This window comes from Micromonospora sp. NPDC004704, assembly GCF_053601675.1.
The window spans coordinates 97,362-120,252 of the sequence record NZ_JBSGCD010000023.1; the positions used below are offsets into that span (position 1 = coordinate 97,362).

Below are 22,891 nucleotides of genomic sequence, written 5' to 3' on the forward strand. Positions count from 1 at the left end.
CAGCGCGGTCAGCTCGTCGTGGGTGGTGGATCCGGGCGTGGTGGTGTCGGTCGGGTCCTCGGGGTCGGTGAGGGGGGTGGCCACGCCGACGTCGACGACGGTGACCGAGGCGCCGGTCTGCCGGGCGAACGCGTTCACCACCGCGCCGCCGGCCAGGAAGTTCCCGACCATCTGGGCGGTCACCTCGCGCGGCCAGGGCGTCACACCCTGGGCGTGTACGCCGTGGTCACCGGCGAAGATCGCCACTGCGGCCGGGGCGGGCAGCGGGGGCGGGCAGACCCCGGCCAGCCCGGCCAGGCGTACGGACAGTTCCTCCAGGGCGCCGAGTGAACCGGCGGGCTTGGTCAGCCGGCTGTGCAGCAGGCGGGCGGCTGCCATCGCCTCGGTGTCCGGTGGGCGGACCGCCGCGATCAACGCCTCCAACATCATGCCTCCAGGATCTCCGCCAGCACGGCGACGAACGCGTCAGTGGTGGCAGTGTCCCGCACCGCCACCCGCAGCCAGTCGGCACCCAGCCCGGGGAAGGTGTCGCCCCGGCGTACCGCGTAGCCACGGGCGCGCAGGGCGAGCCGCAGGTCGGCCGCGCCGGGGTGGTGGATCAGCACGAACGCGCTGGCCGGGGTGCCCGCGACGCGTACGCCGGGCAGGGCCGCCAGGCGGCGGACCAGGTGCTCCCGGTCGGCGGCGAGGCGTACGGCGATCTCCCGTTCGGCGGCGACCGCGACCGGCGTCGCGCAGGCCCGCGCGGCGGCCAGCGCCGGGGTGCCGACCGCCCAGAGCGGCTGTACGGCGGCCAGCCGTTCGATCAGGTCGGCCGGGCCGAGCAGGTAGCCGATCCGGAGCCCGGCCAGCCCCCAGGTCTTGGTGAGGCTGCGGACCACCACGACTCCGGGCAGGTCCCGCCGGGCGGCGAGGGATTCCGGCTCGGCCGCGGTGCCCCCCGGGTCGATGGTGGTGTCGGCGAACGCCTCGTCCACCACCAGCACCCGGCCCGGCCGGGCCAGTTCGGCCAGTACGCCGGCCGGGTGCAGGACCGAGGTGGGATTGGTCGGGTTGCCCACGAAGACCAGGTCGGCGTCGGCCGGTACCAGCGTCGGGTCCAGCCGGAAGCCGGTCCCGGCGGGCAGCAGCACCCGTTCGACCCGGTGCCCGGCGGCCCGCAGCGCCGCCTCGGGCTCGGTGAACTGCGGGTGCACCACGACCGGGCGCCGGGCGTCACCCAGCGCCCGGGCGAGCAGGACGAAGCCCTCCGCGGCTCCGGCGGTGAGCAGCACCTCGGCGCTCGGGCGGCCGTGCCGGGCGGCGACCGCCGCGCGGGCCGGGCCGGGGTCCGGGTAGCTGGCCAAGTCGCCGAGGGATGCGGTGACCGGATCGGCCAGCCAGTCCGGCATCGGCGCCCGGCGGACGTTGACCGCGAGATCGACCAGGCCGGGGACAACCTCCGCGTCGCCGTGGTGCCCCAGATCGACCTCGGTGTCGACCTCGGATGCCGGTGGCGGCGCGGTTACCTGCGGGTGCATGACCGGGATCCTGCCCGGCGGCGGGATCGCTGGCCAACGTGTGTACGCCCGGTGGGCGGAGTTCGACGGCGACGTTCGCGAATTTTTATCGGGTTATTATGGGCCATGTCATAGCTTAAGAGGGTGACGAACCCCACCCTCAAGCGTCCCGAAGGCAACCGCTTCCTTCCCCTCCTGCGGGCCGGGCTGATCGCGGGGGTCATCCTCGCGGCGGCGGCCTACCCACTCGCCGCCATCGGCGGCCTCGGCGCCAAGGCAACCGCCGACCTGGTCCGTGACCGGCCGCGCGACCTGCGCCACACCTCACCCGCGCAGACCACCTACGTGTACGGCGCCGACGGCAAGACGTTGCTCACCACGTTCTACGAGGAGCATCGCAAGTACACCCCGATCGGGGAGATGTCGCCGTACATCCAGCAGGCGATCGTCGCCTCCGAGGACTCCCGGTTCTACAAGCACAACGGCGTCGACGCCAAGGGCGTGGCCCGCGCGTTCGTCGCCAACCAGCAGGCCGGCGGGGTCTCCCAGGGCGCCTCGACGCTGACCATGCAGTACGTCCGGATGGCGCTGCGGGACAGTGCGCAGACGCCACTGGAGGTGCAGGAGGCGACCGAGCAGACCAGCATCCGCAAACTTCGCGAGATGCGGATCGCCCTCGACCTGGAGAAGGAGATGACCAAGTCGGAGATCCTGGAGCGGTACCTCAACTCCGCCTACTTCGGCCACCGCGCGTACGGCATCTACGCCGCCTCGGAGATCTTCTTCTCCAAGACACCCAGGGATCTCAGCCCGGTCGAGGCGGCCACGCTCGCCGGCCTGGTCAAGGCCCCCTCCGAGTACGACCCGGCGGTCAACGACCAGAAGGCCGCGACCGACCGGCGCAACTACGTCATCGACCGGATGCGGACCATGGGCTACATCTCGCCCGACGCGGCGGCGGCGATGGCGGCCGAACCGATCAAACTCAAGCTCAGTACGCCGCCGAACGACTGCGTCTCGGTACCGAAGGAGTACAACAGCTGGGGGTTCTTCTGCGACTACCTGAAATCGTGGTGGTCGGTTCAGCCCGGCTTCGGCGGCAACTCGCTCGAACGGTTGGACAAGCTCCGGCGGGGCGGCTACAAGATCGTGACCAGTATCGACCCGAGGGTCCAGGAGATCGCCGAGAAGAACGTACTGGCGAAGGAGGGCGAGAGCAGCCCGTTCGCGCACGGTCTGGTCGCGGTCGAGCCCGGCACCGGGCGGGTCAAGGCGATGGCGATCAACCGGATCTACTCCCTGGACTCCACGGAGAACGGGCCGCACTCCGACCCGGAGAAACGGTCCCGGATGAAGGGCAACTACCCGAACACGGTCAACCCGCTGCTCGGCGGCGGAGACCTCCCCGGCTACCAGGCCGGATCGACGTTCAAGATGTTCGTCATGCTCGCCGCGCTGGACGCCGGGATGCCGCTGTCGACCGCGTACGACTCACCGTTCAAGATCACCTCGATCTATCCGGGTGGCGGTACGACCAGCAGTTGCGGCGGGTTGTGGTGCCCATCCAACGCCAGTGCCGCGATGACCGGCCGGCAGACCATGTGGTCCGGCTTCGGCAAGTCGGTGAACACCTACTTCGTCCAGTTGGAGCAGGCGGTCGGCGCGGACAAGGCCGTCGCTCTCGCCGAACGGCTCGGCCTCCAGTGGCGTACGGACGTCGACCGGCGGCAGGCGTCCCCGGAGAAACGCAAGGAGTGGGGTGCGTTCGTACTGGGCGTGTCGGACGTGACACCGCTGGAGATGGCCAACGCGTACGCGGCTATCGCCGCCGACGGGCGGTTCTGTGAGGCGATCCCGGTCACCTCGATCACCAATCCGGACGGCACCCCGACGATGATCACCACCCGGAGCGGTGCCCAGATCGAGGCCGCCAAGCCCCGCTGCCACCAGGAGGTGAGCGCGGACGCGGCCCGGGCCGCCACCGACGCGGCCCGCTGCCCGACCGGTGACACCCCGGCCCGTGGCTCGTGCGGAGGCTGGTCCACCGCCGACAGCGTCAAGGGCACCGTCGGTCGCCCGGTCGCCGGCAAGACCGGTACCACGGACAGCACCCGGTCGGCCTGGTTCGTCGGCTACACCCCGGAGTACGCGATGGCGAGCTTCCTCGCCGACCCGGACAACCCGTTCAACGCCGTCGGTGACGCCCAGTCGAACAAACCGGTGAGCACGGTCTCCGACACCCTGAAGGAAGCGCTCAAGGACCAACCCGTACGCCAGTTCGCCCCACCGTCACTCGACATCACCCGCTAGCGGAGGTCGGCCGCCACGAACGACCAGGATTCGAGATCCACCCGGCCGCCCTGGGCGTACCCGGCGTTGCGGAGCAGGCCCTCGTAGCTGAAACCGGCCTTCTCCGCGACCCGGCGGGAGGCGACGTTCCCGGGCGCCACCCGCAGCTCGATCCGCTGGAAACCGTGCTCCAGGATCAACGCGATGGCCAGGGCGAGGACCGACTCGGCGGCCAGCCCGAAGCCGCGCGCCTGCGGGGCGACCGCGTAGCAGACCTCGGTGACCTTGCCGGACCAGTCGGTGCGTTTGGTCCAGAGCGCCCCGACCAACTGGTCGTCCTCGCGCCGGACCACCCCGTAGTGGTCGCCGTTGCCGCTGTCCCGCCGCTCCTTGGCCATCTCCGTGCACCAGGCCTTGGCGTTGATCGGGCCGGACGACTCCGGCAACGGCAACCAGCGCTGGGTCAGCTTGTCGGCGAAGATCTCCGCGACCGCCGCGATGTCGTACGCCAGCAGCGGTCGTACGTGGGCTCTCGGGGTGGAGACGGTCAGGGTCGGGAACCGGCGGACCGCCACCTCGCCGGTCATGCCGACTTCCCACCGGTCGGGCCACCCGGCTGGTCCGGCCCGTTCGGCGACTCCGCCGTGGCCACCGGCCCGCCCGGTCGGGGCACCAGCCCCAGCCGTGGCCCGGCGACCGGCTCCGCACCCGCTCGGGGCGCCAACGGCCCGGCGACGGGTTCCGCACCGGGCCGGGGAGCCAACGGCCCGGTCACCGGTCCGACCCGTGCTCCGGCGACCGGTTCCGCACCGGCGCGGGGCGCCACCGGACCGACCGCAGCCACCGCCCGGACCAGCCGGGCCGCGATCTCCGGCGTACCGGCCCAGTGCAGGATGAGCTGCGAGGCGTGCACCTGACGCCAGACGAAACCCTCGGGCGTACCGCCGCCCCAGGTCCAGGCCGGGGTCTGCCCGGCGCGCGGGGTGAGCACCCCACGATGCTGCTTGTAACCGATCAGCCGGGCGCCGAGCGGGGCGACCACGCTGGCCGCACGGGCGGTCGCCTCCCGGTACCCGACCACTATCCGGTCGGTGCTCTCCCCGGTCGCGTCCAGCACCCCGCACATCGGCCGCCCGTCGAACTCGCGGGACAACCAGAGCACACCCGCCCCCTCGGCGAGCACCGGCCGGCCGGACCGCGCCAGGTCGGCCACCGCGGCGCCGAGCCGCCGGTTGCCGGACAGCTCCTCCGCGTACGACTCGGGCAGCGCGCCACCGATGACCAGCGCGTCGGTCCCCTCGGGCAGTTCCTCGTCCACCAGCGGGTCGACCGGGACCACCTCGGCCCCGGCGGCGGCGAGCAGCTCCGCGGTCTCCGGGTAGGAGTAGGAGAGCGAGGTGGCGCCGGCCAGCGCGATCACCGGACGCCGCCCGCCGTTGGCGCCGTGCGGCGCACCGTTGGGTTGGGCCAGTGCCTCCGCCGCCGACCACGGCTCGACCGCGAGCCGGGGGGCCGAACTGGCCAGCGAGAGCAGCCGGTCGAGGTCCACGGTGCCGCTGATCGCCTCACCCAGCCGGCGCACCCCCCGGTACGCGTCCACCCCCTGCTGGAGCACCGGCACCACGCCGTGCTCGCGGGACGGCAGGACGGCGGGCAGTTGGTGGCGGCGCAGCGCACCGAAGACCGGTACGCCGATGTCGTCGAGGGCGTCCCGGAGCAACTGTTCGTGCCGGTCCGAGGCGACCCGGTTGAGGATCACCCCGCCGAGCCACAGCATCTCGTCGTACGCCCGGAAGCCGTGCACCAGCGCGGCCACCGACTGGCCCATCGCCGCGACGTCGACGACCAGCACGACCGGGGCCCGCAGCTCGGTCGCCACGGCGGCGGTCGAGTCGGTTTCGGAACGCCCGGCGAGGCTGTCGAACAGACCCATGGTCCCCTCGACCACCGCCACGTCCGCGCCCGCGCAACCGTGGGCGAAGATCGGGGCGACCCGGTGCGGACCGACCAGCCGTGGGTCGAGACTGCGCCCCGGTCGCCGGGCGGCGAACCCCAGGTACGCGGCGTCGATCTGGTCCGGGCCGACCTTGAACCCGGCGGCGGCCATCCCCCGGGCGGCGTACGCGGCGAGCAGGCCGACGGCGATCGCGGTCTTACCGTGTCCGGAAGAGGGCGCACTCACCAGTACGCGCGGCACGGCGGTCATGGTCGGCTCCTCGGGGGCGAACGGGGTACCGGGGTGGGACTGGCGGGGCACGGCTACCGGGGCGGCGGGTTCCTGACCCGGACCGTGAGCAACCGTGACGGGGCGGGCCAACCCGGCAACCGGATCGCCGGGCGTGACGATACCGGGCGTCGGAGACACCCGCCGACCGCCGATCCGGGCACCAGCGTAGTGGCTGCCGTCACACGGGTAACCTCATGTCGTGTACCGCTTCCTGCTCACCCCGCGCTGGCTGGGCATCCTCGCCCTGACGCTGGCCGCCGCCGCGGTGATGGTGCTGCTCGGTAACTGGCAGTTGAGCCGCTACCGGGAGCGGTCCGCGATCAACGAACGGATCGACGCCGCCGACCGGATCGCGCCGGTCCCGCTGGCCGGGGTGCTGCCCCCGGCGGGTGGTACGGCCGGTACGGCGGGCAACGCGCCGGCCAAGGAGATGGCCTGGACCAGGGTCACCGTCACCGGGCGCTACGACACCGCCAACACCATCGTCGTACGGGGCCGGACGGTGGACAGCAAGGTCGGCTTCGAGGTGGTCACCCCGCTGCTGCTCGACGACGGCACCGCGGTGCTGGTCGACCACGGGTGGGTACCGCCACCGAACGGTTCCGCCACCGAACAGCCCCGAATCCCGGCGATCCCCACCGGGCAGGTGACCGTGGTCGGCCGGGTGCACATGTCGGAGAGCAAGCCGGGTGCGGTCGACCGCCGCGACGGCAAGCTGGAGACCCGTCGGGTGGCCGTACCCCGGTTGGCGCGGGAGCTGCCGTACCCGCTGTTCGGGGCGTACCTGCTGGTCGGCGAGCAGACCCCGGCGGCGGACCCGACCTTCGCGGCGGTGCCGATCCAGCACGAGAACAACTGGCAGAACGCCGGCTACGTGATCCAGTGGTGGCTGTTCGCCCTGATGACCCTCTACGGGTTCGGCTGGCTGGCCCGCCGCGAGGCGCTCGGCGACACCCTGCCGAAGACCCGTGACGGGGCCCCGCGCAACCGGGACCGGGCCGCCGACCCGACGCCCGCCTAGTTGGACTGCTTCCGGATCATCCGCTGACCCGGCCGGCGTGGACGGCCCGGACCATGTCGATGGTGTCCGCCTCGGCGGCGCTCTTGTCGTCGCGGTAGCGGATCACCCGGGCGAACCGCAACGCCATCCCGCCCGGATACCGGGAGCTGGTCTGCACCCCGTCGAAGGCGATCTCGACCACCTGCTCGGGCCGGACCCGGACCACCCAGTCCCCCCGCTCGACCGCCAGTTCGAGGAAACGGTCGGTCTGCCACCGCAGCAACTCGTCGGTGAGCCCCTTGAAGGTCTTGCCGAGCATCACGAAGCCGCCGTTTTCCGGGTCGCGGGCGCCGAGATGCAGGTTCGACAGCCAGCCCTGACGCCGGCCGCTGCCCCACTCCACCGCGAGCACCACCAGGTCGAGCGTGTGCCGGGGCTTGACCTTGATCCAGCCGGCGCCGCGCCGACCGGCCTCGTACGGCGCGTCCGGCGACTTCACCACCACGCCCTCCTGCCCGGCGTCGAGCGCGGCGGCGAACGCATCGGCGGCGGCCAGCACACTCTCGACGGTCATCCGGCCGACGAGCTGCGGTGCGGCGACCGTGTCGGCCAGCGCCGCCCACCGCTGCCGGCCGGGCGCGTCGAGCAGGTCCGTGCCGTCGAGGTGCAGCAGGTCGAAGAAGTACGGCGTGAGCACGGTCGAGCCGGTGCTTCCGGCGGCTGCGCGTACGGCCGGGGCGGCCTGTTCCGGGCGGGCCGGCACGGGTAGCTGGGCCGGTGTGGGTGGATCGGTCGGTGCGGGTGGTGCGGCCGGGGCGGCGCCGAACGAGCGGACCGGTTCGGTCGCCGACTGCTCGGCGGCCACCTCGGCGGAGAGCCCGGCGGTCGCGCTGCGGCGGGCCCCACGGGTGGCGGCCCGACTGGCGGTCTCCTGGAACGGCCGGGGTCGGCCGGTGGCGTCCAGCGCGATCGCCTCGCCGTCGAGCACGAGTTCGCGGGCGGGCAGTGCGCGTACGGCCGCCACCACCTCGGGCACCCTGGCGGTGATGTCGTCGAGGCTGCGGGTGAAGACCGCGATCTCACCGCCGGAGCGGTGCACCTGGATCCGGATGCCGTCGAGTTTGACGTCGACCACGGCCGGCGTACCGGTCGCCTCGATCGCCTCGTCGACCGAGGGGGCGCTGGAGGCGAGCATCGGGGCGAGCGGCCGACCGACTTGCAGGCTGATCTCGCCGAGCGCGGCGGAGCCGCCGGTCAGGGCCGCCGTCGCGACCGCCTTCAGGTCGCCGGCCAGCAACAACGCCCGGCGTACGGCCGGGAGCGGAACCTGGGCGGCGCGGGCGATCGCGTCGGCCAGCAGGCCCGCCTGGGCGCCCTGGCGCAGTTCGCCGCCGAACAGACCGACCAGGAGTCGTTGCTCGTCGACGGTGGCGGCGCCGAAGAGCCGGCCGACCAGTTCGCGGCGGCGGGCCTGGGAACCGGGACCCGCGACGGCGGAGATGGCGTCGATGGCCGCGTCGACATCGGCCACGGTCAGCGACGGGTGTTCCGCCGGTGGCGGCAGGTCGCGCAGGGCCGCGTAACCGACCCCGGTCTGCCGCTGGCGCAGCTCACCGGCCAGGTAGGCGGCGCCAGCCGGGATCTCGTCCGGGGCGAGGCCCCGCAGGGCGGCGGCCAGTAGCTCGACCTTGGCCCGTCGGGCGGAGGTCGCTGTCACGGCGGCGGAGGTGGCCGCCAGGTCGAGGAACCGCACGTCCCCAATCCTGGCAGCCCCCTGCGACAAACCATAGGCAAAGCTAAACGGAGATCGGCTCCTCGATCCGCATGCCCCGGGCCCGTATCTCGTCGGCGACCCGGGAAAGTACGGCGTCGAGCGCGCAGAGAACGCTGGAAAGTTCGCCGAGCTGGTCCTTCAGCACTTCCTCGGACCACGCGGAGACGTTGACGTCCCCCAGAGCACTGACAGCGGCGTCGAGCCGCACAATGGCCTCGTTCGTACTCATGTTCGAAACCATACTGCACGACTCGGGACGTACGCCGGAACTTCGCCCATTTTCTCCGGCATGGCGAGGGCCCGTGATCGACGATCACGGGCCCGGCGTTCCGGTGCTGGTCAGGCGGTGGCGGCGGCCGCCTCGGCAACCTTCGCCAGGAGCAGCGTCTCGGCCAGGCAGACCCGGGCGAACTCGCCGAGGTGCAGGCTCTCGTTCGGCCCGTGCGCCCGCGCGTGCGGGTCCTCCACCCCGGTCACCAGGATCGCCGCCTGCGGGAACATCTCCTGGAAGGTGGCGATGAACGGGATCGAACCACCGACACCGATGTCGACCGGCTGGACCCCGTCCCAGGCCGACTCGAAGGCGCCCCGCGCCGCGTCGAAGTACGGCCCGGTCGCATCGATCACGCACGGCTCGCCGTCGTGCTCGAAGGTGACCACGGCCGTGGTGCCCCACGGGGCGTGCTTCTCCAGGTGCGCCCGCAGTGCCGCGTACGCCTGCTTGGGGTCGTCGCCCGGCGCCAGCCGTACGCTCAGCTTGGCCTTCGCGGCCGGGACCAGGGCGTTGGGCGCACCGACGGTCGGCGGCGCGTCGATGGCCAGGACGGCCAGCGCCGGCTTGGTCCAGATCCGGTCGGTGAGCCGACCGGTGCCGATGAAGGAGACACCGTCGGACAGGCCGGACTCGCCCCGCAGCCGGTCCTCCGGATAGTCGACGGTCGCGCCGACCCGGCTGACCAGCCCGTCCACCGCCACGTCGCCGGCGTCGTCGTGCAGGGTGGCGAGCAGCCGGGCCAGCGCGGTGAGCGCGTCCGGAACCGCACCGCCGAACATGCCGCTGTGTACGGCGTGGTCGAGCGTACGGATCTCGACGAAGCAGTTGACGATCCCGCGCAACGAGGTGGTCAGCGCCGGTACGCCGATGTCCCAGTTGCCGGAGTCGGCGATCACGATCACGTCGGAGGCGATCTCGTCGCGGTGTTCCCGGAGGAGCTGCTCCAGGGAGTCGGAGCCGAACTCCTCCTCGCCCTCGATGAACAGCACCACGCCCACCGGCAGGTCGTCACCGAACGCGCGCAGCGCGGCGACGTGCGCCATGATGCCGGCCTTGTCGTCGGCCGCGCCCCGGCCGTAGAGGCGCCCGTCGCGCTCCACGGGCTCGAACGGGTCGCTCTCCCAGAGGCTCAGGTCGCCGACGGGTTGGACGTCGTGGTGGGCGTAGAGCAGCACGGTGGGTGCACCGGGCGGCGCGGCCCGCCGACCGATGACCGCCGGCTGCCCGCCGGAACGCACGATTTTTACGTCGAGGGAGCAGGCCCGCAGGAGTTCGGCGACGGCCTCGGCGGAACGTTCCACGTGTGCGTGGTCGAAGCCGTCGAACGCGATGCCGGGGATCCGGACGAGGCGCTCGAGGTCGGCCCGGACGCCCGGCAGCTCCCGCTCGATCGCGGCCCGCAACCCGGCCTCGGTGAAGATCGGTCTGGTCATGACCGGAATCGTAGGCCGACCTTACGCCCCGCTGCTCCCCGAGCCCGCAGAACCGTTCCCGGTCCCCCCGGTGGCATCGGTCCCCGTGCCCCGGCGTGGGCGTCCGGCGGCGCGGGCGGCGGCCTCGCCGGCCGCACCCATCCAGGAGCGGGCCCGCCCGGCACCGCCGCCCACCCAGTCACCCAGGTCGGTGGCACCGTCGCCGAGCCGGCGCAAGAGCCCGACCAGCGGATCCTGGCTGCGCCCGAACGCCTCCCGGTAGGAGTCGGCCGCCGCGCGTACCTCGTCGGTCACCGAGGCGTCCCGGTCGTCCGCCCGCCGGGGGTAGTCACCGGCGAGGACCCGGCCGTACGCGCCGGAGTCGATCCACTGCCGTAGCTGGGCCGCCCGCGCGACCGGCACCGGGTGGGTGCTCCACGCGGTCATCCTGATCTTGTGGAAACTGTCCCGGAGGTCGCCGCCACCGTCGTACTCGGCGGCCTGTTCGAGGAAGGCGGTGGTGTCGACCTGCGACAGGTCACCGCCGCCGGCCATCTTCATCAGCAGCCGCAGCGCGGCGGCCGGATCCTGGCCGGCGAGCAGACCCGCACGGTCGCCGGAGAGTTCGGCCTTGCGCCACCACTCCAGCATCGCCGCGATGATCGCGCGCAGGGCGATCGCACCGACCGGCAGCCAGCTCAGGCTGGCCGCCCAGCGGGTGAGGATCGACAGGATGGTCTTGTAGACCGCGTGCCCGCTGCCGACGTGGCCGAGTTCGTGGCCGAGCAGGCAGCGCAACTCGTCGTCGTCGAGCTGCTGGACACAGGCGGAGCTGACGGTGATGAACGGGCGGTCCAGCCCGATCGCCTCGGCGTTCAGCCACGGCGACTGGGTCACGTACAGCTCGGGGAGTTCGAGTACGTCGAGCGCGCTCGCCGCCTCGGCGTACCGCTGGTAGACCCGTGGGTACTGGCGGTGGTCGACCCGGATGCCGGTGGCCAGGTGCGACAGGCGGAAACCGCGTTCGTTCCACATCCCGAAGAACGACCGGATCACCTCGTCGAACCCGCGCAGCTCCCGCAGGGCGGTGAGCGCGCCCCGGTCGGCCGGATGCTCCCAGGCCCGCGAGCTGATCCCGGTCAGCACCACCCGGGTACGGGCCGGGGCGCCCGCCGCGCCGTCGTCGGCTGAAGTCATCGTGGGCTCCCCGTCCGCAGTCCCTCGTCCTACCCTGCGATCGTGCCGCAGCGGCCCGTTGCCGTCCATGGGCCGGACATGCCAGTCAGGCCAATCGAACGTAGTGGATTTCCGGGTCGTACGCCGTCCCGCCGGTCACCTGCACCGGGCTGCCGGAGCCGGTGGGCGCCGCCCGGTGGGGTGCGCCGTCGACGACCAGATCGGCGCGTTCGGCGGTGGCGTCCGCGCGGAAGTGCCGGCGCTCGCCCTGCCGCCACCGGATCAGGTACGGCAGCAGTTCCGCCCCGTCCCGTTCCACCGCCCGGTCCAGCCGCAGCCGTGGCGACGCGGTCACGAACACCGCCAGGGTCAGCTCGGGCGCGATCCGGATCCGGCCGCTGCTCACCCCTTCCAGGATCACCACCGGCGCGGGTGGCACGGTGACCCTGCCCGGGGTGAACTCCCCGCGTACCCAGCTGTAGCGGTGGTAGTGACCGGGTCGGCCGGCCCGCAGCGGGTCGAGCACCCACTGGTCCAGCCTGGGCCAGAAGGTGAGCTGGTCGTCCCAGCCGGCCAGCAGGTCGTCGGTGTGCACCACCGGCACCTCTTCCGCCCCGGCACCGCCCAACGCCGCCGCGAGGCGACCGGCGAACAGGGTCTTTCCCGCGCCGCTGGGACCGTCGACCGCCACCAGCCGGGTACGCCCGAGCCGCGCCGGCCGCCCCATGACCAACCGGGCGAGTTCCGCGTACGTCTCCACCCGCCCACCCACCCCCGGCACGCTACTGCTCTCCCCGCCCCACCCACCCCGCCACCGACACCGCTGTTTCACTGAAAGAGTGGTTATTCACGGCTGGATAACCACTCTTTCAGTGAAACAGCGCCCGAGCGGGGCGCGAGGTTAGGCGGCGGCGGGGGCGCCGGGTGGGATGAAGGGGAGGTCGGCGGGTGGGCCGGACTCGACCAGGCGCCAGAGCGCGTCCGTGTCGAGGTGCTCCTCAACCAGGTCTCCGAGCAGGTCGAGGGTGCGTTCCCGGGCGGCGGCGAAGGAGGTGTCCGGGGCGACCTCGAAGCCGTGCCGACCGGCCAACCGGGCCGCCTCGGTCAGGAACCGGCGGCGGAACCCGTCGGACTCGAACGCCCCGTGCCAGTGGGTGCCGAGCACCGCCCCGACGCTCGCCCCCTCCGCCCGCCCGTCGGCGTACGTGAGCAGCGGTGGCAGGTCGGCGTCGGTACGGGAGACGTACCCGTGGTGGATCTCGTAGCCGTGCACCGGAAGCGACCCGTAGGCCATGCCCACCGATCGGGTCACGGTCTTGCGCGGGTCGAAGGCGACCTCGATGGGGAGCAGGTCGAGCCCGTCGACCGTCCCGCGCCGGCTCTCCACCTCGTCGTGGATGGTTCGGGAGAGCATCTGGAACCCGCCGCAGATGCCCAGCAGTGGCCGCCCGGCACCGGCGTGTGCGAGCACCGCGTCGGCCAGGCCGGTACGCCGCAGCCAGGCCAGGTCGTCCACGGTCGACTTGGTACCGGGCAGCACCACCAGGTCGGCGGCGGCGACCTCGCTCGGCTCGACGGTGAGCCGGACCCGGACGCCGGGTTCGGTGGCGAGCGCCTCCAGGTCGGTGGCGTTGGAGATCCGGGGCAGCCGGATCACCGCCACGTCCAGCCATTCGGTGCCGCGCGGGGGCGCCGGCCGACCGAGGAGCCGGTCGTACGCGAGCGAGTCCTCGGCGTCGAGCCACAGGTCACGGTCCCAGGGCAGCACCCCGTACGTGGGTCGGCCGGTGACCCGGCCGAGCATGTCGATGCCGGGCTGGAGGAGTCCGAGGTCCCCCCGGAACTTGTTGATCACGAACCCGGCGACGAGTGCCTGGTCGGCCGGGTCGAGCAGGGCCACGGTGCCGAACAGGGAGGCGAAGACCCCGCCCCGGTCGATGTCGGCGACCACGATCGTGGGAAGTGCGGCGTGCCGGGCCAGGCCCATGTTGACGTAGTCGGTGTCCCGCAGGTTGATCTCGGCGGGGCTGCCGGCGCCCTCGCAGACCACCACGTCGTACTCGGCGCGCAACTCGGCCAGGGCGGCGAAGGCGGTCCGGGCCAGCCGGGGCCGCAGCGCCCGGAAGTTCGTCGCCGTGATCGAGGCGGTCCCGGCCTGATCGGTGGCGTCCCCGGCCGGCTCGCGCAGTGCCTCACCGAGCAGGACGACCTGGCTGGACAGGTCGCTGCCCGGCTTCAACAGCACCGGGTTGAACCGCAGGTCGGGCGGGAGCCCGCAGGCGGCGGCCTGCATGGCCTGGGCCCGGCCGATCTCCCCGCCCCGGCCGTCCGGCCCGACCACCACCGCCGAGTTGTTGGACATGTTCTGCGCCTTGAACGGGGCGACGTTGACCCCCCGGCGACGCAGCCACCGGCAGATACCCGCGGTCAGCACGCTCTTGCCGGCGTCCGAGGTGGTGCCGGCGACGAGCAGCCCGCCGCTCATGCCCGCGCCCGCAGCGCCCGGCCGAGACCACGCAGCACGGCCCGTCGGGGTCGGGCGGTGATCGCGTACGCCACGGCGACGCCGAGCGCACCGAGCCCGACGCTGCCGGAGAGCTTGGTCGCCCGGCGGATGTGCCGTGCCTCCGGCCGTGGACCGTCCCCGAGGAAGGGGCGCACCTCGGAGCGCCCGAAGTAGACATTGCGCCCGCCCAGCCGTACCCCGAGTGCGCCGGCCATCGCGGACTCGCACTGCCCGGCGTTGGGGCTGGGGTGGTCGTTGCGGTCCCGGCGCCAGACCCGCCAGGCCCGCGAGCGGTCACCCCGTACGGAGGGTGCGGCGGCGATGGTGAGCAGCGCGGTCAGCCGGGAGGGCACCAGGTTGAGCAGGTCGTCGAGGCGGGCGGCAGGGGTGCCGAAGCGCTCGTAGCGGGGCGAGCGGTGCCCGACCATCGCGTCCAGGGTGTTGACCGCCCGGTAGCCGACCAGTCCGGGCAGGCCGGCGACGGCGCCCCAGACCAGTGGCGCGACCACGGCGTCGGAGGTGTTCTCCGCGACCGACTCGACGGTGGCGCGGGCCAGTTCGGCTTCGTCCAGCGCCGACGGGTCCCGCCCACAGAGGTGGTTGAGCCGCTCCCGGGCCGCCGGGAGGTCGCCCTTGCGCAGTCTCTTGCCCATCACCGTCGCCTCGTGCCGCAGGGTCTGCCCGCCGAGCACGGTCCAGGTGCCGGCCGCGACCAGGGCCGCGCGGGCCACCGGCCGGTGCCGGGTCGCCGTCGCGGCGGCCACCGCGACCAGCACCGGTACGCCCACCGCCAACGCCGTGTACGCCGTACCGGCCGACCGGTTCGGCTGGTAGAGCCGGCGCTCCAGGGCGGCGGCGGCCTGCCCGAACCCGGCGACCGGGTGCAGCCGGCGGGGGTCACCGAGCAGTGCGTCCAGGGCGTAACCGGCGACGAGTCCGGCCGCGTTGGCGGTGCCACTGCCCAGCCACGACCCGCTCGCGCGGGTGCTGGCTCCGGGCGCGCTGTTTGCGTCCCGCCGTCCGGCTCCGGGCGCGCTGTTTGCGTCCCGCCGTCCGGTCCGACGATCGATCGCCTTCGGTCGCACTCCGACCACCCCCCGGCCGGCAGCCTAGCCAGCCGATCCGTGCCGGACGCGACGGGGCGTCGAGCCGGGCGGACCGGGCGGACGTGGCTGTTCGCGGGCGCAGGCGGCGGAGCGGTACCTCGGCGGTGCTCCCGGCTGTGCCCGGTAGGGCCTACCGGAGGAACGGTCCGGCCCGGGACGCGGTGTCCCGGGCCGGAGTGGTGCCGCCGCTGTCGGTCCTGCCGATCAGACGATGTTGATGCCGCTGCACCACATGTAGGTCTGGTCCGCGTGCGACGCCTTCCAGATCACGAAGAGGATGTGGTTTCCGGTGCGTCCGGAGACCGAGACGTTGAACGAGATGTTCTGCGCCGGCGCGTAGCGCCCGGTCGTCGTGATCAGGTCGAGGTTGCCCCACCCGAGGCGCTGGGTGGTCGGGTTGAACCCCTGCTTGGTGACGTAGGCCCGGAAGAAGTCAGCGCCGTGGCTGGCCTGGTCGTACAACTGGACCGTGAAGCTGCGGCCGACCGTGGTCGTCCTCCATGCTCCGGGCTGGTTCAGGCTGTCGTTCCTGGAGAGGCCGTTGCTGCAGAGCTGTCCGTCCGGCGTACGGGCCTGGTACTGGCCGGCGAGGCCGTCCCGCAACGCGCTCATCCAGTTCCACATGGTGTCGGGGTTGGCCTGGAACGCCTGCCAGCACATGGGGTCCTGTTGCTGCATGGCCGGGTTCATGTGTTGGCTGCCCCAGGTGTTCCAGCACTGGTAGGCGCGACTTGCCGGGTTGACGATCGTGCCGTGGGCCTGGGCTGCGCCGGTCCACGGCAGCGTACCGACCACCATGGCGAGCAGCACGACGACCACCCGGAGGGACTGACGGACGGTTGACCGGGATCGTCCGCCGGATTGGTCGGACTTGTTTGAACGCACTGTTCATCCTCCGTTCCTCGGTACCAAAGATCGATGGGAACGCTCCCAAACCAACTATTACATCTATGAACTTAAATATCAATGTCGATCTATTTATGGTTGGATATGGATCGAGGTGCCCGGAGTCGCCACCGGGCGCAGCCCCATGGCCATCCACATCGGACATTCGGAACGCCGGCAACCGGGGATCAACAGCCGACAGGGCCGCCCACCATGTCAGAGCCCGGCCGCGACGTCGTACCGGCGACGCAGGTCGGCCATTTCCGATTCGGCCAGCGCCTCCTTGAGCGCCAGTTCCGCGTACTTGTCCGGGAACATCTCCCGCAGCCGGTCGACGAACATGACGTCGGCGGTCGCCTCGACCACCCGGATGCCCGGAGGCTCGGTGGACATGTCCATGATCACCGGCCCGGCCAGTTTGACCGCCACGTCCCAGGGGCGCTTGCGCTCGGCGACTCCGCAAAAGTGGAAGCCGTAGACCGTCTGCACATCGGTCAGTGCGGTGACCTCGGCCGGCTCGTAGCCGTAGACGCGGATCCCGCAGATCACCGCCGGCTTGTCCTCTCCGGTGCCCACCTGCTGGGCACCGTGTCCAGCGTGGTTGTGCTGCCCCGGGTCCGCCTGTTCGAGCGTGGCCCGCATCCGGGTCATGATCTGCCCTTGCAGATCCGCCGGCTCCACCTCCGGACCGGCCCGGTCGCGCAGTACGACCACACCGGCCGACACCGCCAGCAGGATCACCGCCACCCACACCAGGCGGTTTCGGTACCACCCCGCGAAACTCTCCCGGGAAATCATGATTGTCTCTCACCTCGTCGCCGGTTCCGCTGGCAGACCGCATCGGACGCCCCGGTCTGTCGGACGTCGAGCGCGTCGGCCGTCGCGGAGACACCTACCGGGGAATACGTACGGCGGGCGAGGATGCCTGCCCGTCGTCGTAGTGGATGGCCCGGCGATGCGGCACGCGAGCGTCTGCCAAAGCGGCGCGCTGCCGGCACTGCGATGCTCCCGTGCTGGCCGTTTCCAGCACGGTTGCCCCCGTGCTGCGGCGATATGAGCCATTCCAACACGCGGGGATCCATCCCGGCAACATCGACAAGCATCAAAGTGCTTCAGGCGGCGACGCCCCTCGCGGAACACCTGCGCCCTGCCGTCGGGGGCACCTCAGGGCAAGGGACTCGCTGGACCCAGGTGGCTGCGTTCGCCCTCGTGGTCGAGGATGCAGAGGATCTCGGCCGGGCCGCCGTGGGCGCCGAACGCGTGCGGGACCATCGTGGAGAACTCGGCCGCCTCGTTCACCCCGACCATGATCGTTCGCTCACCGAGACGCAGCACGATCGTGCCGGACAGCACGGTGAACCAGTCACGTCCCGGATGCACCCGCAGGTCTTCCGGCACCTCACGGGTGACCCGCAGCTTGGCGACGGTCTGGTTGCTGTCCCGGGACAGCAACCAGGTGGTGATCCCGCGCTCCTCGTTGCAGTACGGGCGGATCACCACGTCGTCGTCGGCGTCCGACTCGACCAGTTGATCAAGCGTGACGCCCAGCGCACGAGCGATCGCCGCCATCTGGTCCAGGGCGATCCGCCGGTGGCCGGTCTCGATCCGGCTGAGCGTGGACGGGCTGAGCAGGCAGCGGGTGGCCAGTTCGTCCAGCGACCAGCCTCGGGCCATCCGCAGACCGCGGATCCGCTGCCGAACCAGGGCCTCCAGGTCCTTGTCTTGCTTCATACGCAAGAGACTATGCCAACAGCGCAAAGTCCGGCTACCGTCGACGCATGGCTCACGATCACCTCATCGAGATGCTGGACCTGGACGCCGAGGTCCTGCACGAATACCACCGCAACCTGATCGGCTGGGTCGGCCGCGAGGCCCCCGACCGCCCCCGGGTCGTGGACGTCGGGGCCGGCAGCGGCACCGGTTCCCTCGCCCTCGCTCGGGAACTGCCCGGATCCGAGATCACCGCGGTCGACGTGGCTCCGGAGATGCTGGCCCACCTGCGCAGCCGTGCCGACGCCGCCGGGCTGGGCGAGCGGATCCGTACCGTCGAGGCCGACCTCGACCAGCCCTGGCCCGATCTCGGACCGACCGACGTGATCTGGGCCGCCGCCTCGATGCACCACATGGCCGACCCCGGGCGTGCGCTCGCGTCGGCGTACGGTGCGCTCCGGCCGGGCGGGCTGTTGGTGGTCGCCGAGCTGGACTCGTTCCCGCACTTCCTGGCCGGCACCCCGGACGAGGATGTGGAGGAGCGCGGTCACGCCGAGGCGGCGAAACGTCGGCACGAGGCGGGCCTGCACATGCACGAGAACTGGGGCGACCGGATCACCCAGGCCGGATTCAAGGCGGTGACCGAGCGACACTTCGACATCGACCTCCGGCCGCCACTGCCCGCAGCCGCCGCCCGGTACGCCGAGGTCTCCCTGCTTCGGATGCGCCACGGGTTGGCGGAGCGGCTGTCGCCGTCCGATCTCGCCGCCCTGGACAAGGTTGTCGCGGGCCTGGGCGGCCGTGACGATCTCAGCGTACGGACCGAACGGACGGTCTGGCTCGCCCGCCACTAGCCAAACACCCCTCCCCGCCCGCCCCGCACCCCACCCAACGCGACGATCTTGCACTTGTGGTGGCACACAAATGCTGATAATCACCCTGATTCGGGCGCCACAAGTGCAAGATCCCCGACGGGATCGGTGGTGCGGTCATGGGCGGGAGTTAGGAGTTACCCGGGGTATCGAGTTGTGGCGGGTGCGATGGGGCGACGAGCAGCCGGCCACCGTCACCACTGCACGCGTTGGCCACTAAGCGGCCCCGGACACAGCAACGCCCCCGTGCCTTCGGCTTCTAGGCGCAGGGGCGTTTGATGAACTGTTCAGTGCTGCTTTGCCAACCCGACGAACGCGCGCCACGCGACCGGGGCGAAGGTCAGGGCCGGTCCGGTCGGGTCCTTGCTGTCGCGCACGCCGACGACGCCGGCCACGTTGTCCGCGACCTCCACACAGTCACCCGTGTTGCCGCTGCTGCGCGTGCTCTTCCGCCACTGGGCGCCCGTTAGATCCATGTCTCTGCCACTTCCATCATCAGATCGGTTGACTGGCGGTGCGGTAGTGCTTCCCCTCGCACGGCCTCCCATGCTGCCTGCACGGCTGCGAGGTCTTCCGCACTGTCGACCAGGTGGCCTTTCACCTGGTTGTCCAGATAGCCCGTGATGCTCTGGTCCTGTGCGGTGGCAAGCACGAAAGGTCCGTTCAGCCCAGCGTACGCGCCGACCGTGTCCGGCACGATGTGCACGCGGACGTGAGGTTCTTCGCACGCTTTGATGATGGCCTGTATCTGTTCCAGCATGACCGCCGGTCCGCCGACCGGCCGACGTAAGACCGAATAGTCGATCACCGCCGTGAACTGTGGGGGCGACTCACGCCTCAGTATCTCCTGCCGTGCGAGTCTCTGTGCTAGGTGGCGCTCGACGTCGTCGCGGCTGAGTAGACCGGCGTCAGTCAGCACAGCGCGAGCGTACGCCTCCGTCTGAAGCAAGCCAGGGACGACCAGCGGTTGATACGAACGGAGTGCGACTGCCTCACGCTCGGCAGACTCCCAGTCAGCCTTCCATTTTGGCGTGCTGAGTCGTTTGGCCTGCCGCGCGAACATCCCACCTGTCTGGAACGCTTCGTCGACGCGTTCCCAGAAGCCGGGCGGCGGCTTACGCGTTCCGGTCTCGATCATCCCCACCAGCGACGCGGAGTACCTGACGGCTTTTGCCAGGTCTTCCTGAGTCCAGCTCCGCGCTAGTCGCATCTGGCGTAGCTCATCGAGCAGAGATTGCGCCTGGTCGTTAATCAACTCCACACCATCCCACAATTTATGCCCCGGCCCACAATACCCACCGTCATGGAAACGTCGCTACTGCGGCCCACGAGATACCCACGACCTCACGAAACACCTTCCGAGCGTAAGCCCATCCACACCAGAGTGTCACTAGCGGACCTGCTCGGAGCTACGGCAAGAGCCCGGGCAGAACTGCGGGGCCGCCTCGCGACTTTCCCATCTTGTGCACCAATGTTGAGGCGGCCCCTTCCAACCAGGAAGGAGACACAACGTGTTCGGTCGCGACGACCAGTCCCCCACTCCCGCCATGCCTTTAAGCGAGATGGCAACCAACTTTCCACCCGCCCCGAATACCCGCGAGCGCCAGCCGAACCGGGGCTGGTTCGTCACCCCGACCGTGCTTGGCCCGTACGAGGGCTTCGCGGTTGGTATCTCCGGTCGTGCCCGGCGCGACTCCGCGAGCTGACCCCGTGGAGGACGAGCTGCCGATCGGGCGGCGGGTGGCGTACTGGCGCGGTCGCCGGAAGTTGTCGCAGCAGGTGTTCGGCGACCGGATCGGCAAGTCGAAGAGCTGGGTTGACAAGGTCGAGCGGGGCGAGCGGCGGTTGGACAAATATTCCGTGGTGCACACAATCGCAGGGGCCCTGGGGATCAGTGTGGAGGTGCTGCTGGGCGGGGCGGAGGGTACCGCCCGTGTGACCCCGACAGAGCCGATCGACCTGGACGAGATCCGACGTACGCTCTCCCGCTTCGCGCCAGCGACGTACCTGAAAACCGGTCCGCTACTGCACGAGCTGGAACAGTCGGTCACCCACGCGTGGCTGACCTTCCAGTACGGCCGCTACGACGTGCTGGTCCGCGCGCTGCCACGCCTGCTGCGCGATGTTCGCGCGGCCGAGGCGCACCACAGTGGCGACAACCGGGTCCGGGCCGGGAGCCTGGTCGGGCAGGTCTACCAGGTGATGTCGTCGGTGACCCGCAAGCTCGGCGCGCACGACCTGGCCCGGCTCACCGCCGAGCGGTCGATCGAGGCCGCGTTGCGCGTGGACGATCCGTTGCTGGCCGGCACGGGCACGACCAGGTTCGCCAACGCGCTGCTCGCGGCCGGCGATGTCCGCGCGGCGTTCGAGGCGAACATCGTCATGGCGAACCGGCTCGCGCCGAACGGCGCCACCTGGGCGGACGCCGACAGGGTCTCGGTGTACGGGTCACTGCTGCTCCAGGCCGCGATGGCGGCGGCACACCTGGGCGACAACGCGAGCGTTCGCGAGCTACTGCGGGAGGCGAAGGTGGCGGCGACCGCCGTCGGGCACGACGACAATCGGTACCGTACGTCCTTCGGCCCGACCAACGTCGAGCTTCACCGTACGGCGGCTGCCGTCGAACTGGGCGAAGGCCGGCAGGCGATCGCCATCCACGATGCCCTACCTCCGCGCCCGTTCGCCGCGCTGATGCCCGAGCGCCGCGCTCATGCCCTGCTCGACGTTGCCCGTGCCTACGTCCTGGTCGGCGACCTGACCCGGGCTGGGGACGCACTGCTCGAAGGCGACCGGCACGCCCCGGCCGAGATCCGTACGCGACCGATGGCGCGTGACGTCATGTCGGCGGTGCTGCGCGGCATCAAGGGCAGCCCGCCCGTGCTGGTCGCGGAGTTGGCCGACCGGATGGGAGCGAGGGTGTGAGCGACGACCCGGACGACGGCGACCCGATGGGTGCCCCGCACCGCCCCGGTGCTGACTGGCGCTGCCGCGACGACAACGAGGAGTGGCCGTGCCAGGTTTTCAAGCGCCGCATGTGGTCGCTATATCGCAACGACCGCGACCGTCTCACCACGTTCATGCGGCACTTCCGCGACAGGGCAGGTGTCGACCTGGACGACCTGACCCCCGAGCGGGCCGAGACACGGTTCCTCGGCTGGATCCACGACCCACCGGTCCGGCGTCGACTGCGGTCGGTCTGACCTACCGTCGGACGAGGGTGGGGCGGCGGGCGCGAATCCGATACCCGCACACCCCACCATCGACGCACCGCCCCGATCAGGCCGGTACGGGCACCCGAGCGCGCCCACGCCGGCCGCGACCGCTCCCCACTCCGGTGTCGGCCTCCGGCTCCACCGCCGGTTCGCCACCGGACAGGTCCGCGCCGGGGAACTCGTTCCCGTTCGACCCGGCCGACCGGTCGTCGTCGCTCGGTTCGCTCGCAACCGCCTCTTCCAGCGGCAGACCGGTCGGGTCGTCGGCGGGCGGGAGGTCCGGCAGCTCGTCGCGGAGCGTCAGGAACCGCTCGTAGTCCGTACCCGTGCCGTAGCCCGGGTCGGACGGGTAGCCGGGCGCCGGGGAGACCGGCACGGGCGCGTAGCCGGGCTCGTCGTCCAGCGGGCGGCCGTCGGGCCGGGCCGGCGCCTGGGCGTTCGGCACCGGTTCGGTCTCCTCGCCCTGCACCCGCTGGTCGGCCTCGGCGTCCTCGATCGAACTGGTGGTCGTGGTCGGGCGGTTGCGGGCGAACCTCCCCCGCCCCCGGGACAGGTCGTGACCGACGGCGACCGCCTCCATCTCGTACATGGTGCGGTGGTTGCCTGCGTCGTCGACCCAGTCCCGGGTGTACATCCGCCCCACCACGATGACCGGGTCGCCGGTCATCACCGAGGAGGCCACGCCCTCGGCCAGCTTGCGCCAGCAGTTCACCCTGACCCGCAGGCTGTTGCCGTCGACCCAGCGTCCGCTCTCCCGGTCGAGCCGGCGCGCGGTCGAGGCGACCTTGAAGTTGGTCACCAACGTGCCGCTCTGGTTGGTACGCCGCCACTCCGGGGCAGTGAGCACATTGCCCACGATCGTCAGGTAGGGCTAAGGCGCACTACAGCCACTCGGTGACAGTAACCCGATCGGCTTCCGGCTCCCGCCACCGGTCAGCCCGGCGCACCT

At 71.5% G+C, this 22,891-nt stretch carries 22 protein-coding genes and 1 pseudogene; 6 read left to right on the forward strand and 17 right to left on the reverse strand.

From position 1 onward, the window contains the following. Positions 1-27: 27 nt before the first annotated feature. Positions 28-426: pseudogene (locus ACWEFB_RS26705) on the reverse strand (nicotinate-nucleotide--dimethylbenzimidazole phosphoribosyltransferase); the annotation flags it as partial. Beyond that, the gene (cobC, locus tag ACWEFB_RS26710) at positions 426-1,520 is read right to left on the reverse strand and encodes an Rv2231c family pyridoxal phosphate-dependent protein CobC (RefSeq protein WP_452289648.1); all 1,095 of its coding nucleotides are present in this window, start codon (positions 1,518-1,520) and stop codon (positions 426-428) included. The gene cobC and the pseudogene ACWEFB_RS26705, both read right to left, overlap by 1 nt. A 123-nt stretch (positions 1,521-1,643) precedes the next feature. Here cobC and ACWEFB_RS26715 point away from each other — a divergent pair, with 123 nt between their 5' ends. Beyond that, on the forward strand, positions 1,644-3,809 hold the full coding sequence (locus ACWEFB_RS26715; protein WP_452289650.1) for a transglycosylase domain-containing protein: 2,166 nt from the start codon (positions 1,644-1,646) through the stop codon (positions 3,807-3,809). Here ACWEFB_RS26715 and ACWEFB_RS26720 read toward each other — a convergent pair. Further along, positions 3,806-4,375 (reverse strand): GNAT family N-acetyltransferase, encoded by a 570-nt coding sequence (locus ACWEFB_RS26720; protein WP_452289652.1) that lies wholly within the window; start codon positions 4,373-4,375, stop codon positions 3,806-3,808. The genes ACWEFB_RS26715 and ACWEFB_RS26720 overlap by 4 nt on opposite strands. Further along, the gene (locus ACWEFB_RS26725; RefSeq protein WP_452289654.1) at positions 4,372-5,994 is read right to left on the reverse strand and encodes a cobyrinate a,c-diamide synthase; all 1,623 of its coding nucleotides are present in this window, start codon (positions 5,992-5,994) and stop codon (positions 4,372-4,374) included. Before ACWEFB_RS26725 ends, ACWEFB_RS26720 begins: the two co-directional genes overlap by 4 nt. 220 nt (positions 5,995-6,214) lie before the next feature. Here ACWEFB_RS26725 and ACWEFB_RS26730 point away from each other — a divergent pair, with 220 nt between their 5' ends. Beyond that, positions 6,215-7,036, forward strand: a complete 822-nt coding sequence (locus ACWEFB_RS26730; protein WP_452289656.1) for an SURF1 family cytochrome oxidase biogenesis protein — start codon at positions 6,215-6,217, stop codon at positions 7,034-7,036. A 16-nt stretch (positions 7,037-7,052) separates the two neighbouring features. On the opposite strand, the gene ACWEFB_RS26735 is transcribed toward ACWEFB_RS26730, so the two are convergent. From ACWEFB_RS26735 to ACWEFB_RS26780, 10 genes are all read right to left on the reverse strand, one after another. Next, positions 7,053-8,768 carry an ATP-dependent DNA ligase gene (locus tag ACWEFB_RS26735; protein ID WP_452289658.1) on the reverse strand — a complete coding sequence of 572 codons (1,716 nt, stop codon included), beginning with the start codon at positions 8,766-8,768 and terminating at the stop codon, positions 7,053-7,055. Between the two features lie 43 nt (positions 8,769-8,811). Continuing rightward, on the reverse strand, positions 8,812-9,018 hold the full coding sequence (locus ACWEFB_RS26740; protein ID WP_326556122.1) for a hypothetical protein: 207 nt from the start codon (positions 9,016-9,018) through the stop codon (positions 8,812-8,814). A 110-nt stretch (positions 9,019-9,128) separates the two neighbouring features. Beyond that, complete coding sequence (locus ACWEFB_RS26745) at positions 9,129-10,496, reverse strand: dipeptidase (RefSeq protein ID WP_326556121.1); 1,368 nt, start codon at positions 10,494-10,496, stop codon at positions 9,129-9,131. A gap of 21 nt (positions 10,497-10,517) precedes the next feature. Then, positions 10,518-11,672 carry a M48 family metallopeptidase gene (locus ACWEFB_RS26750; RefSeq protein WP_452289661.1) on the reverse strand — a complete coding sequence of 385 codons (1,155 nt, stop codon included), beginning with the start codon at positions 11,670-11,672 and terminating at the stop codon, positions 10,518-10,520. Between the two features lie 85 nt (positions 11,673-11,757). Continuing rightward, complete coding sequence (locus ACWEFB_RS26755; RefSeq protein WP_452289705.1) at positions 11,758-12,378, reverse strand: uridine kinase family protein; 621 nt, start codon at positions 12,376-12,378, stop codon at positions 11,758-11,760. Positions 12,379-12,552: 174 nt separating this feature from the next. After that, on the reverse strand, positions 12,553-14,136 hold the full coding sequence (locus ACWEFB_RS26760) for a cobyric acid synthase (protein ID WP_452289663.1): 1,584 nt from the start codon (positions 14,134-14,136) through the stop codon (positions 12,553-12,555). Then, entirely contained in the window at positions 14,133-15,122 is a 990-nt protein-coding gene (locus tag ACWEFB_RS26765) for a cobalamin biosynthesis protein (protein ID WP_452289707.1), read from the reverse strand. Before ACWEFB_RS26765 ends, ACWEFB_RS26760 begins: the two co-directional genes overlap by 4 nt. A 345-nt stretch (positions 15,123-15,467) precedes the next feature. Next, on the reverse strand, positions 15,468-16,073 hold the full coding sequence (locus ACWEFB_RS26770; protein WP_452289665.1) for a lytic polysaccharide monooxygenase auxiliary activity family 9 protein: 606 nt from the start codon (positions 16,071-16,073) through the stop codon (positions 15,468-15,470). Positions 16,074-16,364: 291 nt separating this feature from the next. Then, positions 16,365-16,946 carry a hypothetical protein gene (locus ACWEFB_RS26775; RefSeq protein ID WP_452289667.1) on the reverse strand — a complete coding sequence of 194 codons (582 nt, stop codon included), beginning with the start codon at positions 16,944-16,946 and terminating at the stop codon, positions 16,365-16,367. 366 nt (positions 16,947-17,312) lie between these two features. Beyond that, positions 17,313-17,879: a helix-turn-helix domain-containing protein gene (locus ACWEFB_RS26780; RefSeq protein ID WP_452289669.1), complete on the reverse strand. Its 567-nt coding sequence runs from the start codon at positions 17,877-17,879 to the stop codon at positions 17,313-17,315. A 47-nt stretch (positions 17,880-17,926) separates the two neighbouring features. Here ACWEFB_RS26780 and ACWEFB_RS26785 point away from each other — a divergent pair, with 47 nt between their 5' ends. Then, positions 17,927-18,712, forward strand: coding sequence for a class I SAM-dependent methyltransferase (locus ACWEFB_RS26785; RefSeq protein WP_452289671.1), 786 nt, complete (start codon positions 17,927-17,929; stop codon positions 18,710-18,712). A 305-nt stretch (positions 18,713-19,017) separates the two neighbouring features. Here ACWEFB_RS26785 and ACWEFB_RS26790 read toward each other — a convergent pair whose 3' ends face one another. Beyond that, positions 19,018-19,206, reverse strand: a complete 189-nt coding sequence (locus tag ACWEFB_RS26790; RefSeq protein WP_452289673.1) for a DUF397 domain-containing protein — start codon at positions 19,204-19,206, stop codon at positions 19,018-19,020. Next, positions 19,197-19,991 (reverse strand): helix-turn-helix domain-containing protein, encoded by a 795-nt coding sequence (locus tag ACWEFB_RS26795; RefSeq protein ID WP_452289675.1) that lies wholly within the window; start codon positions 19,989-19,991, stop codon positions 19,197-19,199. The genes ACWEFB_RS26790 and ACWEFB_RS26795 overlap by 10 nt, the downstream gene beginning before the upstream one ends. Positions 19,992-20,292: 301 nt before the next feature. On the opposite strand from ACWEFB_RS26795, the gene ACWEFB_RS26800 reads away from it, so the two are divergent. Genes ACWEFB_RS26800 through ACWEFB_RS26810 form a run of 3 tightly spaced genes read left to right on the forward strand, consistent with a single transcriptional unit; the run spans position 20,293 to position 21,930 of the window. Beyond that, on the forward strand, positions 20,293-20,436 hold the full coding sequence (locus tag ACWEFB_RS26800; RefSeq protein ID WP_452289678.1) for a hypothetical protein: 144 nt from the start codon (positions 20,293-20,295) through the stop codon (positions 20,434-20,436). A gap of 4 nt (positions 20,437-20,440) precedes the next feature. Next, the gene (locus ACWEFB_RS26805) at positions 20,441-21,652 is read left to right on the forward strand and encodes a helix-turn-helix domain-containing protein (protein WP_452289680.1); all 1,212 of its coding nucleotides are present in this window, start codon (positions 20,441-20,443) and stop codon (positions 21,650-21,652) included. Beyond that, entirely contained in the window at positions 21,649-21,930 is a 282-nt protein-coding gene (locus ACWEFB_RS26810; RefSeq protein ID WP_452289682.1) for a hypothetical protein, read from the forward strand. The genes ACWEFB_RS26805 and ACWEFB_RS26810 overlap by 4 nt, the downstream gene beginning before the upstream one ends. Before the next feature lie 76 nt (positions 21,931-22,006). Here the strand turns inward: ACWEFB_RS26810 and ACWEFB_RS26815 are convergent, their stop codons facing one another. Continuing rightward, positions 22,007-22,798, reverse strand: a complete 792-nt coding sequence (locus ACWEFB_RS26815; protein ID WP_452289684.1) for a single-stranded DNA-binding protein — start codon at positions 22,796-22,798, stop codon at positions 22,007-22,009. Positions 22,799-22,891 lie beyond the last annotated feature (93 nt).

What these genes read in the sequence shown, in the direction of transcription:
- cobC (WP_452289648.1), bottom strand. Translation starts at nt 1,520, where the DNA reads ATGCACCCGCAGGTAACCGCGCCGCCACCGGCATCCGAGGTCGACACC.
- ACWEFB_RS26720 (WP_452289652.1), bottom strand. Translation starts at nt 4,375, where the DNA reads ATGACCGGCGAGGTGGCGGTCCGCCGGTTCCCGACCCTGACCGTCTCC.
- ACWEFB_RS26725 (WP_452289654.1), bottom strand. Translation starts at nt 5,994, where the DNA reads ATGACCGCCGTGCCGCGCGTACTGGTGAGTGCGCCCTCTTCCGGACAC.
- ACWEFB_RS26740 (WP_326556122.1), bottom strand. Translation starts at nt 9,018, where the DNA reads ATGAGTACGAACGAGGCCATTGTGCGGCTCGACGCCGCTGTCAGTGCT.
- ACWEFB_RS26745 (WP_326556121.1), bottom strand. Translation starts at nt 10,496, where the DNA reads ATGACCAGACCGATCTTCACCGAGGCCGGGTTGCGGGCCGCGATCGAG.
- ACWEFB_RS26750 (WP_452289661.1), bottom strand. Translation starts at nt 11,672, where the DNA reads ATGACTTCAGCCGACGACGGCGCGGCGGGCGCCCCGGCCCGTACCCGG.
- ACWEFB_RS26755 (WP_452289705.1), bottom strand. Translation starts at nt 12,378, where the DNA reads ATGGGGCGGCCGGCGCGGCTCGGGCGTACCCGGCTGGTGGCGGTCGAC.
- ACWEFB_RS26760 (WP_452289663.1), bottom strand. Translation starts at nt 14,136, where the DNA reads ATGAGCGGCGGGCTGCTCGTCGCCGGCACCACCTCGGACGCCGGCAAG.
- ACWEFB_RS26775 (WP_452289667.1), bottom strand. Translation starts at nt 16,946, where the DNA reads ATGATTTCCCGGGAGAGTTTCGCGGGGTGGTACCGAAACCGCCTGGTG.
- ACWEFB_RS26780 (WP_452289669.1), bottom strand. Translation starts at nt 17,879, where the DNA reads ATGAAGCAAGACAAGGACCTGGAGGCCCTGGTTCGGCAGCGGATCCGC.
- ACWEFB_RS26785 (WP_452289671.1), top strand. Translation starts at nt 17,927, where the DNA reads ATGGCTCACGATCACCTCATCGAGATGCTGGACCTGGACGCCGAGGTC.
- ACWEFB_RS26790 (WP_452289673.1), bottom strand. Translation starts at nt 19,206, where the DNA reads ATGGATCTAACGGGCGCCCAGTGGCGGAAGAGCACGCGCAGCAGCGGC.
- ACWEFB_RS26800 (WP_452289678.1), top strand. Translation starts at nt 20,293, where the DNA reads ATGGCAACCAACTTTCCACCCGCCCCGAATACCCGCGAGCGCCAGCCG.